Below are 17,216 nucleotides of genomic sequence, written 5' to 3'. Positions count from 1 at the left end.
CGCAAAAACCGCTGTTTTTATGGGCTGGCGCACACTTTCCCACGCACTTTTCTGCGTCAGACTTCACAAAAATTTCTTTAGTGCGCAGCTGAGCGTCAGCATTTATTCGTTCTCCTCCTCCTGACTCATCCCCCTTACATTCCCGTTGTGGTGGAGGATGTCAGCGACGCTTGCGGCTTTCATGATGAGCCACAGAATCGGCCAGTGGCCATAGCAGCCAGCAGGGTACGTTGAGAGGAAAAGTATTATGGCGAGCGTTGCGTTACGTCATGTCTCCAAAACATGGGGTGAAACCGAAGTCTCAAAAGATATCAATCTTGAGATTGCCGAAGGTGAGTTTGTGGTGTTTGTCGGGCCATCCGGCTGTGGTAAATCGACCCTGCTGCGGATGATCGCCGGGCTTGAAACCATTACCAAAGGCGATCTGCTGATTGGCGGCAAGCGCATGAATGAGGTGCCGCCAGCCGAACGCGGTATCGGCATGGTGTTTCAGTCATATGCCCTCTATCCGCATCTGGACGTTGCCGAAAACATGTCCTTTGGCCTGAAGCTGGCCGGCGTCAGGCGTGCTGAGATCCAGCAGCGTGTAAATCAGGTAGCCGAAGTGCTGCAGCTGGCGCATCTGCTGGACAGACGTCCTAAAGCGCTTTCCGGTGGCCAGCGTCAGCGCGTGGCGATTGGCCGGACACTGGTGGCAGAGCCACGCGTTTTCCTGCTGGACGAGCCGTTATCCAACCTCGATGCCGCGCTGCGCGTCCAGATGCGCATCGAGATTTCGCGGCTGCATAAGCGGCTGAAGCGCACCATGATCTACGTTACCCACGATCAGGTAGAGGCGATGACGCTCGCTGACAAAATTGTGGTGCTCGAAGCAGGGCGCATTGCACAGGTTGGCAAACCGCTGGAACTTTATCATTACCCCGCCAATCGCTTTGTCGCCGGATTTATCGGTTCCCCGCGCATGAATTTTCTTCCGGTAAAAGTCACCGCCACTGCGATCGATCAGGTTCAGGTGCGGCTGCCCAATAATCAGCTGGTCTGGCTGCCGGTTGAAAGCACCGGCGTGCAGATTGGCAGCAACATGTCACTGGGTATCCGGCCTGAACATCTGCTCTCCAGCGACATCGCCGATGTCACGCTGGAGGGTGAAGTGCAGGTGGTTGAACAGCTCGGCAATGAAACGCAAATCCACATTCAAATCCCCGCCATCCGTCAAAACCTGGTCTATCGCCAGGAGGACGTGGTGCTGGCAGAAGAGGGCGCCCTGATGGGCATCGGCCTGCCGCCGGAACGCTGCCATCTGTTTCGTGAAGATGGAAGCGCCTGTCGCAGGCTGCATCAGGAGCCTGGTGTATACCCTGCAAAACAATAAAAGCAATGACCTCAGGAGATAAATAAATGATAACTCTGCGCAAACTCCCCGTGGCGATCGCTATCGCTGCGGGCACCCTGTCCGCCTCCTCTATGGCGGTGGACTTCACCGGGTACGCCCGTTCCGGCATTGGCTGGACCGGCAGCGGCGGTGAACAGCAGTGCTTCCAGGCAACCGGCGCACAAAGTAAGTACCGTCTGGGTAACGAGTGTGAAACCTACGCCGAGCTTAAGCTTGGGCAGGAAGTCTGGAAGGAGGGCGATAAGAGTTTCTATTTTGACACCAACGTTGCCTATTCCGTCTCGCAACAGAATGACTGGGAAGCCACTTCACCTGCATTTCGCGAAGCCAACGTTAAAGGTAAAAACCTGATCGATGCATTGCCGGGTTCCACCATCTGGGCCGGTAAGCGCTTTTATCAGCGCCATGACGTGCACATGATCGACTTCTACTACTGGGATATCTCCGGTCCGGGCGCGGGCCTTGAAGATGTTGATCTCGGCTTCGGCAAACTCTCTTTCGCCGCCACGCGCTCCTCGGAAGCGGGCGGCTCCTACACCTTCTCCAGCGATCGCATCCGTGACTACGCCACCAGCACCGCGAACGACGTCTTTGATGTGCGCCTGGCGGGCCTGGAGACTAACCCGGATGGCGTGCTGGAACTTGGCGTTGACTATGGTCGTGCTAACGCACGCGATGGTTATCGCCTGGAGGATGGCGCATCCAAAGATGGCTGGCTCTTCACCGCCGAACATACGCAGAGCATGCTGAAAGGCTACAACAAGTTTGTGCTGCAGTACGCAACGGACGCGCTGACCTCACAGGGTAAAGGGCTGCCGCAGGGCACCAATATCAATAACGACGGCAAAATGTATCGCGTGCTGGATCACGGTGCCATCTCGCTGGCCGAGCGCTGGGACCTGATGTACGTTGCGATGTATCAGAACACCGACCTCAGTAATAATCGCGGCAACGAATGGTATACCGTGGGCGTGCGTCCGATGTACAAATGGACGCCTATCATGAGCACGCTGCTGGAGCTGGGCTACGACAACGTGAAGTCGCAGCAGGTCGGCGATCGCAACGGTCAGTACAAAATTACGCTGGCCCAGCAGTGGCAGGCGGGCGACAGCATCTGGTCCCGTCCGGCACTGCGTCTGTTTGCCACCTATGCCAAATGGGATGAGAAGTGGGGCTACAGCAAAAATGCGGAGGGTAACCTGACCACGCTGGCCGCCGCTGACAGCACCGGTAACGGCCTGTTCACCAATAGCCGGGGCGACAACGACGAGTGGAGCTTTGGCGCACAGATGGAAATCTGGTGGTAAGCCACAGCGTTACCCTGTAACAGAATAGCCGCACGAACCGGTGCGGCTCACCGATTAGACAGCGCCGGCCATTGCCTGGTGCCAGCGCTGCCTCCCGCTATCAGAGATAAAACGATGAAAAAAACGCTTACCGCGCTCTGCCTGAGCGCTGCGCTGCTGACCAGCGCCACGCTGCCCGCTGTTGCTGCTATTAATCTGGTGCCGCAGGATCTCTCTACCGCACCCGCCGTTTCGCCCGATAGCCTGCAGCGCCTGAACTGGCAACCTGCTGATACATCGCGTGCGGTGACAACCCTGCTGAGCGAAAGCGACAGCGGAAAGGCTCTGCCGGGTATCCGTGGTCCGGTAGCGGCGTATAGCCTGCCCGCTAACCAGGGTGAACTGACCGTCACGCTGAGCAGCGAGGTCGCTGACAACCGCGTGTTCGCGCCTAATGTTCTGGTACTTGATGAAAACCTGCGTCCGGCGGCCTGGTTCCCGTCGCAGTTCTTTACTTATCAGCAGCCGGGCGTCATGAGCGCCGATCGTCTTGAAGGCGTGATGAAGCTGACCCCGGTACCGGGACAGCAGAAAATTTATCTGCTGGTCTTTACCACCGACAACGATCTGACACAGACCACCACGCTGGTCGACCCGGCCAAAGCCTACGCGAAAGGCACCGGCCATGCGGTCCCTGATATTCCCGATCCGGTTGCCACACACAGCCAGACCGGCAGGCTGAAGCTGAACGTCTCCACCAGTTCCGCATCCTCAATTCTGGTGGGGCCGCTGTTTGGTTCATCAGCGCCAGCGCCGGTTATGGTTGGTAATACCCAGCCGCCAGCGCCTGCTGCCGTGCGTCCTGCCTCTGTCGTGAAACCGGTGCCGCTGGAAAACGACACCGAAAGTTACTTCAATCAGAATATCCGTCAGGCGGTCAGCCAGGGCAACATTGATAAAGCGCTGAAACTTCTGAATGAGGCCGAGCGTCTGGGATCAACCTCCGCGCGGCAAACGTTTATCAGCAGTGTAAAAGGCAAGGGGTGAAACCGCCCCGCAGTGCTGAGTTGCAGCACCTGGTGCGCTACGGCGCACCTTTTTTATTGCAGAAAACGCCCCGGTCCGGGGCGTCTGATTAAGGGCGCTGCTGACGTATGCGGCTGACCTCCTGCAGCAGATGTGTAATCCCCTCATCCGCAAACATCGCCTCCAGTGACAGTCTGAGCTTGCGGCGCCAGTTCGGGTAACTATCAACCGTACCGGGCACGTTGACCGGCTGCTCCATATCGAGCCACTCCTCCGGCTGCAGACCAAGCAGCGCGCTGTTGCTGGCGGCCACCAGGCGGTGAACTGCCCGGTTTATCGCGCGGCGCATGGGCGCGCGCCCGCGCTGTCGCGGATAGCGGTGCGCCAGCGCGCCCTGCTGCTGCAGCGTATGCAGCAGCGCCTTTTTCGCCGCTGCGCGCTCGCGGTACAGACCCGCCAGAATCGCTTTATCCGGATAGAGCCCCAGCCTGCTGCCGAGGGTTAAGTCATCACTCTGCCACCAGCCGCGCAGCGTGGGCATATCATGGGTGGTGACCACCGTCATTGCCTGCCGTGGCCAGGCTTCAGGTGTCCGAAATGCGCGCTTTCCGGTCTGCTCAAAGTAGAGCACTTTGTAGGAATAGACGCCGCTGTCGCGCAGCTTAGCGACAATCGCTTCCGGCACGGTGCCCAGATCCTCACCAATCACCATACAGCGATGGCGCTGGCTCTCCAGCGCGAGAATGGCCAGCAGTGCATCCACCGGATAATGCACGTAGGCGCCCTCAGCGGCACTCTCATACTGCGGGATCCACCAGAGGCGCAGCAGCGCCATCACGTGATCGATACGCAGCGCACCACAGTCGCGCATGTTGGCCCGCAGCAGCTCGATCCACGGCGTAAACGCACGCATCGTCAGGATCTGCGGATCCATCGGCGGCAGCCCCCAGTTTTGCCCCAGCGGACCCAGAATATCGGGTGGCGCGCCGACGCTGGCCTGAAGACAATAGAGATCGCGTTCGCGCCAGGTTTCTGCGCCATCCTGCGCGACGCCTACCGCCAGATCGCGGTAGAGGCCGACCGGCATCTGTTGCGCGCAGCATACGGCCCAGCACGCCGCGAACTGTGAGGCAGCCAGCCACTGCAGCCAGAGGTAAAAACGCACCTCGTCGCTGTGTTCAATGCGAAATGCCAGCACGGCAGCGCTGTCGGGGTGCTGATACGCTTCCGGCCAGCTTTTCCAGCCGAAGAGGGCGGGGTTTTTAGCGCGCTGATGCGCCTGCAAGGCATCGAACAGCGCCTGACTCAGCAGGCTCTGTCCGCCCGCTTTCACAAACGCATCAAATTCCTGCATGACCGGCTCATCCGGCGCACGTCGCCTGAACTGCCGCCAGGCGAGACGTAAACCCTCCAGCTTTAACGCGGTAACAGCCGGATAATCCACCCACTCGCTGTCACGCGCGGCCGCAAGCCGCTGCTGCGTATCAGGCTGCTGCCACCACGCCTGCGCCGCATCACTGAGCCTGAAATCCTCCACGCTATTGATATCGATATAGAGCACGTTCAGCCAGCGGCGTGAAGAGGGGCTGTAAGGGCTGGCACCGTCAGGATTGGCCGGAAAGAGAGCATGCAGCGGATTGAGTCCGATAAACGCACCGCCGCGCTGTGCGATCTCTGCTGCCATCCGGCGCAGATCGCCAAAATCGCCGATGCCCCAGTTATGCTGCGATCGCACCGTATAGAGCTGCACACAGCAGCCCCAGAGTTTGTCGCCGGCCAGCAGTGCAGGAGGCTCGTAGCAGCGCGACGGCGCAATAATCAGGCTGCAGCGCGACAGCAGCACTGGCTGCGTCAGGGTCAGCTGGTGATAGCCTTCCGGCAGCGCCGGCAGCGTCAGCGTTTCATCAGGCTGACACTCACCTGACCAGCGCTCACCCGCTTCACTGGTCAGCTCCCATGTTGCCGCTGTGCTCAGCACCGGCTGTAATACGGCGGCTTCTCCGTGACGAAAAATCGCGACCGGGGGCAGCGCTGACGGCGTGGCGACTGGCGGCTGTATAACTGAGTGCAGCCATTGTGCGGTAGCTGCGGGAATACGCCGCGGTTTGCCGTGAGCGTCAATATATTCCGGCGCAATCAGCGTATCCGGGTTAAGGGTTGTCATTGTCATGTTTAGCGCGCCGCCTGCCAGATACGTTGCTGATAATCACGGATAGCGCGATCGGCGCTGAACATACCGCAGCGTGCGGTGTTCAGGATCGCCGCGCGGGTCCAGGCTTCGCTGTCAGCCCAGCGTTTTTCTGCATCCTGCTGTGCATTAAGATAGTGACGGAAATCGGCCAGTACCAGATAGGGATCGCCACCCTCCGCCCCGAGACTTTTTACCAGCGCGTCAAACGCAGTGCGATCGCCGTTGCTAAAGGTGCCATCTTCCAGCGCGGTCAGCACCTGATGCAGCTGTTTATCTTTCCTGCGCCACACCGCCGGGGCGTAGCCCGCTTTTTTCAGCGCGCTGACCTGTTCCACGGTATGGCCAAATATAAAGATATTTTCCTCACCCACCTCGCGGGCAATCTCCACATTAGCGCCATCCAGCGTACCAATGGTCAGGGCACCGTTCAGCGCCAGCTTCATATTGCCGGTGCCTGACGCTTCTTTACCGGCCGTAGAGATCTGCTCAGAGAGATCGGCCGCCGGGATCAGCCTCTCTGCTACAGAGACGTTATAGTCCGGGATGAATACCACTTTGAGCCGGTCGCCAACACGCGGATCGGCATTTACCGTCATGGCGACTTTATTGATGGCATAGATAATATTTTTTGCCAGCGCATAACCAGGGGCGGCTTTTGCACCAAACAGCATCACGCGTGGCGTGACATTGGCCTGCGGATCGCTCACCAGCGTTTGCCACAGCGCAATGATATGCAGCAGCATCAGATGCTGACGCTTGTACTCATGCAGTCGTTTTATCTGTACATCAAACAGCGCGTCCGGATTGATCACAATGCCGGTTTTTTGCAGTACCCACTGCGCCAGATCGCGCTTGTTCTGCTGTTTGATGGCGCGATATTCCGCACGAAATGCCGCGTCTTCTGCCAGTGGCTCCAGCGCGCGCAGGGCGTCAAGGTCGGTCAGCCAGGGTGTATCCAGCCTGCGGTTGATAAGCGCAGCCAGTGCCGGATTGCACTGGTTGATCCAGCGCCGCGGCGTGACGCCGTTGGTCACATTGTGGAATTTTGCCGGCCAGAGTGCGTGATACTCCGGGAAGAGATCTTCTGTTACCAGTTTCGAGTGCAGGGCAGCCACGCCGTTAACGGCAAAGCAGGTCACCACACAGAGATTGGCCATACGCACCTGATGATTATGCACCACCGCCAGTCTGGCCCAGAGGGCGGCATTGCCGGGCCACTGCGCCTCAACCTGCTGCTTCAGCGCCGCATTGATCGTATTGATGATCATCATGTGGCGCGGCAGCAGGGTACGGAACAGCGTCAGGTCCCAGCACTCCAGCGCCTCCGGCATCAGCGTGTGGTTGGTATAGGCGAAGGTGCGCTGCGTCAGCTGCCAGGCGCGATCCCAGCTAAAGTCGTATTCATCCAGCAGCAGGCGCATCAGTTCCGGAATCGCCAGCGTGGGGTGGGTATCATTGAGCTGAATGACTTCGTGCCCGGCCAGCGTTTCAATAGGGTGACCCGCCTGCTGATGGCGGCGCAGGATATCCGCCAGCGAACAGGCGCACTGGAAATATTGCTGCATCAGGCGCAGTTTTTTACCCGCCTGATGGTTATCGTTGGGGTAGAGCACTTTAGTCAGTTTCTCTGCATCGATGCCCTGCTTCTCCGCCCGTAAAAAATCGCCGTTATTGAAACGCTGCAGATCAAACGGCTGCGCATGGCTCGCCTGCCACAGGCGCAGCGGCTGCACGACACCGTTCTGATAACCCACAACCGGCAAATCCCAGGCTTCGCCCTGCAGCTGAAACGCCGGGATCCAGCGGGTTTTTTCCTGCCCGGTTTCCACCTTACCGCCCAGACTCACCGTTACCGTCAGCGCTGCATTATGACGGAACCAGGGGTAACGATTTCGCCCCCAGTCATCCGGCTGCTCCTGCTGCGCGCCGTCGGTAAAATGCTGACGAAACAGCCCGTATTGATAGTTAAGGCCGTAACCGATAGCGGGCTGGCCGGTGGTTGCCATCGCATCCAGGAAACAGGCAGCCAGACGCCCCAGCCCTCCGTTTCCCAGCGCCGGATCGGTCTCCTGTTCCAGCACATCGCTCAGCGACTGCCCCTGCTGCTGCAGCAGGTCATTCAGCGCCGGATACCAGCCGAGATTAAGCAGGTTATTTCCGGTCAGCCGGCCGGTGAGAAACTCCATCGAAATATAGTTAACGTGGCGCTGCGGTCCCGTCGCCGGCTGTGCCGGCAATTCGGCCAGCAGTTCGGCCAGCGCACCGCTCAGCGCGTGCCACCACTGCTGCCGGCTCATGGCCTGCGCGTTCTGCAGGCCAAAGCGCTGCCACTGTCGCGTGAGTGCAGCAGAAAAACGGTCGGAATCAAAAGGTAACTGGGTCATGGCTTAAGCATCCGTCAAGGGAAGAGGTCAGTATGTAGTTTGCCTGCGCCGGTTGCGCCTCTCCTCCTCCCCGGCACGATTCCGGCAGGAGGAGTGGGAGGGAGGAGAGGGTAAGGAAACTCCGAAAGCGTGACAGGAGTGTGATACTCCTCGCTTTTGTTAAGCCGCGCTGCTGAGTTCGCTTGCATTAGATGAGCGTATGGATAACGTGTATGTCGAATAATTACGAAGCGTAAAATAATACTGCGCAGACGTTAACGGAGGAGCGTGCGTCGATGTTGATCCCGTCAAAACTGAGTCGTCCTGTGCGCCATGACACTATGGTGATCCGTAGCCGTCTGCTGCAGAAACTGAACGCCGCTGCCGTTTACCGGTTGGTGTTAATTACCAGTCCGGCAGGGTACGGTAAAACCACGCTGATTTCGCAGTGGGCGGCAGAAAAGCGCGATCTCGGCTGGTATTCGCTGGATGAGGGGGATAACCAGCCAGAACGGTTTGCTGACTACCTGATCGCAGCGCTGCAGCAGGCCACTCAGGGCAGCTGCAGTCGCAGTGAATCACTGGCGCAGAAGCGACACTACGTGAATCTGAACGCGCTGTTCTCACAGCTGTTTATTGAGCTGGCCGACTATCAGCGCCCGGGCTGGCTGGTGATTGACGATTATCATCATATTACGAATCCGGTTATTCATGAAGCGATGCGCTTTTTTCTGAAGCATCAGCCAGAAAATCTGACGCTGGTTGTACTGTCACGCGGTCTGCCACAGCTGGGCATCGCCAACCTGCGCGTACGTGAACAGCTGCTGGAGCTGAGCAGTCAGCAGCTGGCCTTTACGCATGATGAGGCGAAACAATTTTTTGATACCCGCCTGCAGGCTCCTCTGGCCAGTGAAGAGAGCGGCCAGCTGTGTGACGATGTGGCAGGCTGGGCAACCGCACTGCAGCTTATTGCTATTTCAGCCCGGCAGGGAGCAGGCTCTGCTCAGGACTCTGCACGCCGTTTATCAGGTATCAACGCCAGCCATCTCACTGATTATCTGGTAGAAGAGGTTCTGGATACTGTCGATGCTGATACCCGCCAGTTCCTGCTGAAGAGTGCGCTTCTGCGATCGATGAATGATGCCCTGGTGACCTGTGTCACGGGTGAAGATAATGGCCGCATGCGGCTGGAGGAGATTGAGCGGCAGGGGCTGTTTTTGCAACGCATGGATAATGCGGGTGAGTGGTTCAGCTACCATCCGCTGTTCGGCAGTTTTCTGCGCCAGCGCTGTCAGTGGGAACTCAGCGCCGAGCTGCCGGCCCTGCACCGTGCTGCGGCGCGCGGCTGGATGATACAGGGCTTTCCGGGTGAGGCTATCCACCATGCCCTGGCGTCGGGTGATACTGAGATGCTGCGCGACGTGCTGCTGGAGCACGCCTGGACGCTGTTCAATCAAAGTGAACTGGCGCTGCTGGAGTCTTCACTGCGGGTGCTGCCGTGGCCGCTACTGCTGGAAAATCCAGAGCTGGTGCTGCTGCAGGCGTGGCTGATGCAGAGCCAGCATCGCTTTTCTGAAGTCAACAGTTTGCTGGCGCAGTTTGAACAGCAGCGCTGCAGCGAGATGGATGCGTCCCTGCAGGGCGAGCTGCATGCGATACGTGCTCAGGTAGCGATTAACGATGGCAATGCGGAGGAGGCCGCGCAGCTGGCCCGCCTCGCTCTGCAGCTGCTGCCGGCCTCGAAAAGCTATAGCCGCATTGTCGCGACCTCTGTCCACGGTGAGGTCATGCATTGCAAAGGTGAGCTGGCTGATTCGCTGGCGCTGATGCGTCAGACAGAGCAGATGGCGCGGCATGAAGAGACCTGGCACTACGTGTTATGGAGCCTGATCCAGCAGAGTGAAATTTTATTTGCTCAGGGATTTTTGCAATCGGCCTGGGAAATACAGGAGAAAGCGTTTCGTCTGGTCCAGGAACAGCATCTCGCCCAGTTCCCGCTGCATGAATTTCTGTTGCGTATCCGGGCGCAGTTATTCTGGGCCTGGGGCCGTCTTGATGACGCTGAACAGGCGGCGCGTGAGGGAATGCAGGTACTGCGCGGCTTTCCGCCGCAGCAGCAGATCCAGTGTCTGGGGCTACTGATCCAGTGCTCACTGGCGCGGGGCAATCTGGATAATGCCCGGACACACATCACCCGGCTGGAGAACCTGCTCAATAACGGTATATTGCATATCGACTGGAGCGCCAACGCGGACAAAGCGCGTATCCTTTACTGGCAGCTGACCGGTGATACTGCCAGCGCCAGCCAGTGGCTGCGCATCACCTCGCGGCCAGCCAGCGCCAACAATCACTTTTTGCAGGAGCAGTGGCGCAATGTGGCACGGGCGCAGCTGCTGGCGGGCGATCTGATTCAGGCGGAAGTTATTCTGGATGAACTCAATGAGAATGCACAGGCGCTTCAGCTCACCAGCGATTTTAACAGCAACCTGCTGCTGCTTAATCAGCTTTACTGGCAGACTCACCGGAAACCTGATGCCCAGCGGGTGCTGATTGCCGCCCTGAAGCTGGCGCGCAGTACAGGCTTTATCAGTCAGTTTGTTATTGAGGGCGAAATAATGGCGCAGCAGCTGCGGCAGCTGTTACAGCTTTCGGTGCTGGAAGAGATAGATGAACATCGCGCCCGCCGTATTCTGCACGAAATTAACAAATATCACCGTCATAAGTTTGCCCATTTTGATGAAGGCTTTGTCAGCCGTTTACTCAATCATCCTGATGTCCCGGAGCTGGTACGCACCAGTCCGCTGACGCAGCGTGAATGGCAGGTGCTGGGCCTGATCTATTCCGGCTACAGTAATGAGCAGATTGCCGGCGAACTTGATGTAGCAGCCACCACCATTAAAACCCATATCCGTAACCTCTATCAGAAACTGGGTGTTACGCATCGCAATGAAGCGATGCACGAGGCGCGATCGATGCTCAGGCTGATGGGATATGTGTAAAAACGATTAAGCAATACGCAATCTCACATTACACGCTATACCTTATCAGTACGCTTTTTTACCAATACTGAGGTGAAGCATGAGTACAGTTGCATCCGCTACAGAGCAGGCTGGCGATCTCTCCGCGTTTATCGGAACCCACTTTGTTTATACCTATGACAACGGCTGGAAATATGAGTGGTATGCCCGCAACGCAACAACCTGCGACTATCGCATTCATCAGGGACTGGTAGGGGGACGCTGGGTTACTCATCAAAAAATGCATGCGGTGCAATTTGCACCCGGCATTTATAAAGTTGACTGGCATGAACCCACCGGCACCTGCGTAAGCCTGCTCTTTGACCTTGATCGTCAACTTATTCACGGTACGATTTTTTTCCCGCAGTGGATCGCCGGAGAAGGGCAGCACCCGGAAAAAACCATCTGTTATCAGAATGAATTTATTGAAGATATGCAGCGTTTTCGCGATGAAGGTCCCGCTTATCCTTATATCATTATCCCGGAATTTGCGCAGGTCACTTACATGAAAAATGAGGGGCCGGATAATGATGCCGTCATTAACATGGCACCCGGGCAAATGCCGGCAGATTACTTTGATAACAAATAACGCCAGGCACCGACATTACCGCTTTAAGTGACAACGTCACATGACGCGGGCAATGTCGGTTTTCTATATAAATTTTCATTTTCTGACATTATTAACTATTAAAAGCAGTTGGTTACAGGCATCCTCGCCAGACTTCGCTATTCTGAATAGTGCGCTACGCTAACATTGTGTTGCATTTACGCTGCGAGGAAAGAGAAGGATGCTGCTGAGAAAAAAGAAGATACGTTCGCACAGCGAAGATCGCCTGCTGGCGCTTACGCTGGCGACTACTGCAGGTATACTTAACGCCATGGCATTCGGTGCTTTTGGCTTTTTCCCTTCCCATATGACCGGTAATACCTCCCAAATCTCTGCTGAAGTTTCAGGTTCCGATCTGCAGGATCTGCTGTTTCTGGCCGGGTTAATCCTGGCATTTGTCACCGGCTCAATGATCGCCCGCCTGACGGTTGCCTGGGGGCTCAGGCGCAATATCAGGACCATTTTTTGTCAGGTACTGTTCACTGAAGGTCTGCTTCTGCTGCTGACATCGGTCGTGGAGATCCTGTGGTACTCAGAACGGAACAACGGTGAAATTCTGGTGACGCTTGGCCTGCTGATGGGGATCCATAACTCCACGTCAACCCAGCTCTCTTCCGGTCGTGTACGCTCAACGCATGTAACCGGTACGCTGACCGATGCCGGTATTGCGCTGGGCTCTTTTCTGCGGGCAACGTTCAGCAGCAGTGAAGCGGGCGAGCGTCATCTGCATCGCAAACTTCTTTATACCCACCTTGTCACGATTTTCTCTTTTCTGACCGGGTGCGTGGCGGGCTATCTGCTGTTCCGGCGCTTTGGCTTTGACGCGATGGCGATGCTGGGCATCGCGCTTTCACTGATTGCAGCAGGCGGTATCGCCCGCACGCTGCACCTTACCGGCGTGCGCTTTTGGTAACAGAGCAGATTATGCAGCGCTCCGGCGCTGCTGTTTGCTGATAAAACCAGCAACGCTGGGTGAATTCTGCAGGGACACAGTGCTGCCAGCACACGCAGAATTCACGTAGCGTTGCCGCTTTTTTAGACATCACCATTCACGCTGTCTGCAATCATTCCGGCACCAGGTTTTATAACTTCATATAAGTCCCATTATATGAAGCTATGGTGGCATAAGATGATTGTGCAATAACAGGCGCTGTTCTCGCTAAACACTACGCGGAAGAGTATTCAAACGTGATCGGTAAGGTATCGGGACACACACGCCGCGCGCGAATGATTTTCCCTGCAGCGTTCATCCGCAGGCAGGTTGCAACTGAAAAAAGATATCGTGTTCCACATATATCGTTCTGCTTAAGCTCTTGCCTTCAGTGAAACGGCGCGCGTGATAACGGAGTGTAATGAGCAATTAACACCAGCTGCTCACGTTGCCCACAGGCTTCAGTTGACACCCTGCAGCGGGTCAGGCCTGAAGCTGGTATTCAGAACCGAGAGGTCAACAGTTTTGGCTGCCCGCTCTAAATCATAAGCGGCCTGAATGCGCAGCCACATCGCAGGCGTACTGCCAATTACGGCCGATAATTTGATCGCCATCTCTGGCGTTACCGCTGTTGCTCCCGATACTATTCTTGAAGCGGTGGAGGGGGCTACCGCTAAAGCACGCGCCAGCTCTCTGATACCGATCTCAAGATCTTCCATAATATCGGCAATGATTTCACCCGCGTGGGGGGGATTGTGCATAATCATTAATGATAATCCTCATAATTCAGAAGGCGCCTTATTTAACATAATCATGATTATGCGCACTTAAACGCGTGTAAGGCACAGCGCATATTCGCGCGTGCCTTACACCTTGCCGGATAAGTTTATCTGCACCAGACTATTTTGCCGTCAGCATGCCATGCGGATCCAGCACATACTTCGCGGCTACGCCTGCGTCAAACTGAGCGTATCCCTGCGCCGCTTCTTCAAGCGGGATCACTTTGGCATTAACGATTTTCGCAATCGGCAGACGATCGTGCAGGATGGCGTTCATCAGCTGTCGGTTGTAACGCACCACCGGCGTCTGGCCGGTATGGAACGACTGCGCTTTAGACCAGCCGAGGCCGAACTTCAGGCTTAGCGAGCCTTCCTGTGCTGATTTATCGTGCGCACCCGGATCTTCCGTCACATACAGGCCCGGAATACCGATATTACCGGCAACGCGGGTGATCTCCATCATCTGATTCAGCACCACCGCCGGCTGCTCTTTACCGGAATGGCCGCGCGCTTCAAACCCGACGGCGTCAATAGCCGAATCCACTTCCGGCGTGCCGGTGATCTGGGCAACCATCTCTCCCAGCCGGTCATGCTGGCTCAGGTCGATCGGCACAAAGCCCATTTTCCTGGCGTGTTCCAGACGCTCTTTGTTGAAGTCGCCTACCATCACTACCGCCGCACCGAGGATCTGTGCTGATGCCGCTGCGGCCAGGCCGACCGGACCGGCGCCTGCGACATAGGTGGTTGAGCCGACGCCCACACCCGCGTTGATCGCACCGTGAAAGCCGGTCGGTAAAATGTCTGATAGCATGGTCAGATCCAGAATTTTCGCCAGCGCCTGATCGCGATCGGGGAATTTCAGCAGATTGAAGTCCGCATACGGCACCATGACATATTTCGCCTGACCGCCTACCCAGCCGCCCATATCAACATAGCCGAACGCGCCGCCCGCCCGCGCCGGATTCACTGTCAGGCAGACACCGGTATCGAGTTCACGACAGCACCGGCAGCGTCCGCAGGCGACGTTAAACGGCACCGAGACAATGTCACCGACGTTAAGCATCTCAACGTCAGCGCCTTTTTCGATAATTTCACCGGTAATTTCATGGCCGAGCACCATACCCGCAGGCGCGGTAGTGCGTCCGCGCACCATATGCTGATCTGAGCCGCAGATATTGGTGGAGAGCACTTTCAGGATCACGGCATGGCCAATCTTTTTTCCGGCCGGATTAGCAAAGACCGGATCGGCAATATCCTGTACCTCGACTTTACCTGGCCCCTGATACACCACACCGCGGTTGGAATTTGCGCCCATAAAATCTCCATTATATGTTGATATGCGTATTAACTGCCGGACACTTACGAAACCGTAAGATAATAAAGAGTGATGACGCGTTAAATCTAATACGCAATACTGCGTAATTAAACAGGGAATGGACTATGCGTACCAGAGTTGTGACTGGCTTCATGAATGCAACAAGCAGCCATACAGAAAAAACCAATAATTACATAAAGATACGTATATTAAATTTAATACACCCGCGTTATGTCGCAAAATGGCAATACAATGTCGCACGGTGATACGCTATTAACTGAAACAGTTATTCTGGCAGGGAATTATCGTTATCACTCCTGCCACTTTCTTTCTTATATTTGAATACAGGATAGCGTAATGAATGGCACGCATTATTTACTGCGCGGCGGTTTCTCAAACCACGGCGTGATCAGTAAATGCGGGATAGCGAGCGCGGCCAGCGCGGCAAACAGTGAACGCACGCCGACGGTATCGGTGGGATGCATCATAAACATGATCAGTACCGCCAGCAAAATAGCCGCCGTCAGCACCGGCCAGACGGCGCGCAGGTAGTCAGCGTAATGTCTGAACCCCAGCAAATCGCGCCGTTCGCGGGTCTGCGGTAGCGCATGCAGGATCAAAAAGCCCACGGAAAAGCCAACAAAAGGCGGCAGAAGCAGCAATGCCAGCGTTCCGGCCAGCAGACGCCTGTCGCGCCGCAGAATGCCTGTCAGCAACAGCGCTGCGGCGGTCAGGCCGCCCGCTATAGCCAGACCCGCGGTCACGCTATCCGGCATGGCAGATGCCAGCCCGGCCTGATGTAAAATCGTTCTGTACGCTGTCAGATGCAGCGCGGCAGGCGTTGCAATCAGACTGATGCCGCGCGCCAGCCGTTCAGCCAGAGAGCCGTGCGGCGCATCTTCCAGCGCAAAATGGATGGCAGAGGCCAGCAGAAAGCCCGGCAGCGCGATTGCCGGACGCCAGTGCCACCAGAACAGGCACAGCACAATCACTACGCCGTAACCTGCCAGAAAAGCGCACTGCTGTTCGCGCCTGACAATCTCAAGATCGCTTGCACCGTGCGCCATGCCGATAATGCCAATGGCCACGACGGCAAACAGCAGCTGAACCGGCAGCGGGCTGAAAGAGGCAGCCAGAGCTGCCCCCCAGAGTGTCAGCCAGCCGGTATGCTGCCGCAGGATCATACCCGCACGGCACCATCGCGTTTTGCATAGCGCAACGCTTTTTCCAGATTCGCCGCCGCGTAAAAGGCGTAGAAAACTTTGGCGATAATATCGAGGATCAGAAATGCCCAGATTGAAGCAGGATCAGAAATGATCTTCAGCCCTTCCGGCCCGATCAGAAATACCACCGGATAGATAAACCAGACCACCGTCAGCAGCGCCACGTTTTTGTTGTAGGCGCCTGCCAGTGCGCTGCCCCGCTCCGCCGCCATCGTACGCAGCGGTCCCCACAGCAGATAGATCACGCCGAGGAATGCGGCGCAGGACCAGAGATACCAGACCCATTTTCCTGCTGCGGTTTCCGCCAGCGAGGAGACAAGACCGGTCACAATCATCATCACATCCAGCACGATAATAGCGGTCAGAAAGCCGCCCATCTCGCCTGGCTTGCCATGCTCATGAAAGGCCAGCATAACCAGCCCCGCCAGCAGAATCGGCGTGGTCACAGACCAGTCAGCATAACGCGCCATATAGACCGTCGTGCCGCTGTCCAGGGTGAGGTTGCCATAGCCAAACGCCATTGCCAGATACGCCGTAGCGGCAATAAAAGGCACTGATGCATGCATCAGGGTGTGGTGACGGGAGGGAAACGTTTTACTGCCGGTGGCATAAATCGCCAGTGATGCAAGCGCCATCACTGAAAATCCAATGAGAAATGCAGTCTGGTCCATGTTGATTGCTCCTGTACAGCGGCGTCATTATCACGCCCGCTGCGCTGCCATAGAAAATTAAAAGGTAATGTTATATTCCGGGAGAGAATACGCTTAAAGTATATGGCGCTATTTGTATTGTGCCATTATTCAAAACCATAATGGTCTTCAGGAGAAAGAACTGGCAAAAAGTATCGTCCTCAGCGGGGCATTATTTGTTTTTAATCAGGCATAAAATGTAATTTTTTATGTAAAGAAGAGTATACAAAATAGCCATTCCCGTTTTAATGAAACAGAAAGTTAATTAATTAACCTTAAAATCAATAAGATAAATAGCGGATACTGCACCAGCCTGATGTAGTGCACAAAAGGGATTGATGCAGGAAATTTATTTACCTGCATCTCTGATTTTCATTTTCTGCTATCAAAGCAATA

12 protein-coding genes are annotated in these 17,216 nt (G+C 56.2%); 6 read left to right on the top strand and 6 right to left on the bottom strand.

The window, feature by feature from the left end; all coding sequences use genetic code 11:
- Positions 1 to 247: 247 nt before the first annotated feature.
- The 3 genes from malK to malM all read left to right on the top strand — a co-directional run bounded on the left by malK (position 248) and on the right by malM (position 3,726).
- Positions 248 to 1,372: a maltose/maltodextrin ABC transporter ATP-binding protein MalK gene (gene malK / locus B3041_RS01750; RefSeq protein WP_065647383.1), complete on the top strand. Its 1,125-nt coding sequence runs from the start codon at positions 248 to 250 to the stop codon at positions 1,370 to 1,372.
- Positions 1,373 to 1,398: 26 nt separating this feature from the next.
- Complete coding sequence (locus B3041_RS01745) at positions 1,399 to 2,700, top strand: maltoporin (protein WP_292968724.1); 1,302 nt, start codon at positions 1,399 to 1,401, stop codon at positions 2,698 to 2,700.
- A gap of 114 nt (positions 2,701 to 2,814) precedes the next feature.
- Complete coding sequence (malM, locus tag B3041_RS01740) at positions 2,815 to 3,726, top strand: maltose operon protein MalM (protein WP_292968722.1); 912 nt, start codon at positions 2,815 to 2,817, stop codon at positions 3,724 to 3,726.
- An 88-nt stretch (positions 3,727 to 3,814) separates the two neighbouring features.
- Here malM and malQ read toward each other — a convergent pair whose 3' ends face one another.
- Together malQ and malP are read right to left on the bottom strand one after the other, a co-directional pair.
- Positions 3,815 to 5,875: a 4-alpha-glucanotransferase gene (malQ, locus tag B3041_RS01735; RefSeq protein ID WP_414692344.1), complete on the bottom strand. Its 2,061-nt coding sequence runs from the start codon at positions 5,873 to 5,875 to the stop codon at positions 3,815 to 3,817.
- Positions 5,876 to 5,877: 2 nt separating this feature from the next.
- Positions 5,878 to 8,280, bottom strand: coding sequence for a maltodextrin phosphorylase (gene malP / locus B3041_RS01730; RefSeq protein WP_292968720.1), 2,403 nt, complete (start codon positions 8,278 to 8,280; stop codon positions 5,878 to 5,880).
- Positions 8,281 to 8,555: 275 nt separating this feature from the next.
- Between malP and malT the strand changes: the two genes are divergently transcribed.
- The 3 genes from malT to B3041_RS01715 all read left to right on the top strand — a co-directional run bounded on the left by malT (position 8,556) and on the right by B3041_RS01715 (position 12,796).
- Positions 8,556 to 11,258 carry an HTH-type transcriptional regulator MalT gene (gene malT, locus B3041_RS01725; protein WP_292968718.1) on the top strand — a complete coding sequence of 901 codons (2,703 nt, stop codon included), beginning with the start codon at positions 8,556 to 8,558 and terminating at the stop codon, positions 11,256 to 11,258.
- Between the two features lie 79 nt (positions 11,259 to 11,337).
- The gene (locus B3041_RS01720; protein ID WP_292968716.1) at positions 11,338 to 11,865 is read left to right on the top strand and encodes a phenolic acid decarboxylase; all 528 of its coding nucleotides are present in this window, start codon (positions 11,338 to 11,340) and stop codon (positions 11,863 to 11,865) included.
- Between the two features lie 199 nt (positions 11,866 to 12,064).
- Positions 12,065 to 12,796: a YoaK family protein gene (locus B3041_RS01715; protein WP_065647389.1), complete on the top strand. Its 732-nt coding sequence runs from the start codon at positions 12,065 to 12,067 to the stop codon at positions 12,794 to 12,796.
- Between the two features lie 479 nt (positions 12,797 to 13,275).
- On the opposite strand, the gene B3041_RS01710 is transcribed toward B3041_RS01715, so the two are convergent.
- From B3041_RS01710 to B3041_RS01695, 4 genes are all read right to left on the bottom strand, one after another.
- Positions 13,276 to 13,581, bottom strand: a complete 306-nt coding sequence (locus B3041_RS01710) for a HigA family addiction module antitoxin (protein ID WP_292968713.1) — start codon at positions 13,579 to 13,581, stop codon at positions 13,276 to 13,278.
- Between the two features lie 133 nt (positions 13,582 to 13,714).
- Positions 13,715 to 14,908 carry a formaldehyde dehydrogenase, glutathione-independent gene (fdhA, locus tag B3041_RS01705; RefSeq protein WP_065647391.1) on the bottom strand — a complete coding sequence of 398 codons (1,194 nt, stop codon included), beginning with the start codon at positions 14,906 to 14,908 and terminating at the stop codon, positions 13,715 to 13,717.
- Between the two features lie 371 nt (positions 14,909 to 15,279).
- Entirely contained in the window at positions 15,280 to 16,092 is an 813-nt protein-coding gene (locus B3041_RS01700; RefSeq protein WP_292968710.1) for a Brp/Blh family beta-carotene 15,15'-dioxygenase, read from the bottom strand.
- Positions 16,089 to 16,802 carry a bacteriorhodopsin gene (locus B3041_RS01695; protein WP_065647393.1) on the bottom strand — a complete coding sequence of 238 codons (714 nt, stop codon included), beginning with the start codon at positions 16,800 to 16,802 and terminating at the stop codon, positions 16,089 to 16,091. The genes B3041_RS01700 and B3041_RS01695 overlap by 4 nt, the downstream gene beginning before the upstream one ends.
- Positions 16,803 to 17,216: the final 414 nt, after the last annotated feature.

The sequence above is a fragment of the Pantoea sp. UBA4549 genome (assembly GCF_002387285.1).
Taxonomy (GTDB): domain Bacteria; phylum Pseudomonadota; class Gammaproteobacteria; order Enterobacterales; family Enterobacteriaceae; genus Pantoea; species Pantoea borealis.
The sequence above is the reverse complement of the archived record's forward strand: the minus strand, read 5'-3'. Positions and strand labels throughout refer to the sequence as shown.

Excerpts from the sequence above, each read along its gene's own strand:
- malM (WP_292968722.1), top strand. The coding sequence starts at position 2,815 with ATGAAAAAAACGCTTACCGCGCTCTGCCTGAGCGCTGCGCTGCTGACC.
- malT (WP_292968718.1), top strand. The coding sequence starts at position 8,556 with ATGTTGATCCCGTCAAAACTGAGTCGTCCTGTGCGCCATGACACTATG.
- B3041_RS01715 (WP_065647389.1), top strand. The coding sequence starts at position 12,065 with ATGCTGCTGAGAAAAAAGAAGATACGTTCGCACAGCGAAGATCGCCTG.
- malP (WP_292968720.1), bottom strand. The coding sequence starts at position 8,280 with ATGACCCAGTTACCTTTTGATTCCGACCGTTTTTCTGCTGCACTCACG.
- B3041_RS01700 (WP_292968710.1), bottom strand. The coding sequence starts at position 16,092 with ATGATCCTGCGGCAGCATACCGGCTGGCTGACACTCTGGGGGGCAGCT.
- malK (WP_065647383.1), top strand. The coding sequence starts at position 248 with ATGGCGAGCGTTGCGTTACGTCATGTCTCCAAAACATGGGGTGAAACC.
- fdhA (WP_065647391.1), bottom strand. The coding sequence starts at position 14,908 with ATGGGCGCAAATTCCAACCGCGGTGTGGTGTATCAGGGGCCAGGTAAA.
- B3041_RS01720 (WP_292968716.1), top strand. The coding sequence starts at position 11,338 with ATGAGTACAGTTGCATCCGCTACAGAGCAGGCTGGCGATCTCTCCGCG.
- B3041_RS01745 (WP_292968724.1), top strand. The coding sequence starts at position 1,399 with ATGATAACTCTGCGCAAACTCCCCGTGGCGATCGCTATCGCTGCGGGC.
- B3041_RS01695 (WP_065647393.1), bottom strand. The coding sequence starts at position 16,802 with ATGGACCAGACTGCATTTCTCATTGGATTTTCAGTGATGGCGCTTGCA.
- malQ (WP_414692344.1), bottom strand. The coding sequence starts at position 5,875 with ATGACAATGACAACCCTTAACCCGGATACGCTGATTGCGCCGGAATAT.
- B3041_RS01710 (WP_292968713.1), bottom strand. The coding sequence starts at position 13,581 with ATGATTATGCACAATCCCCCCCACGCGGGTGAAATCATTGCCGATATT.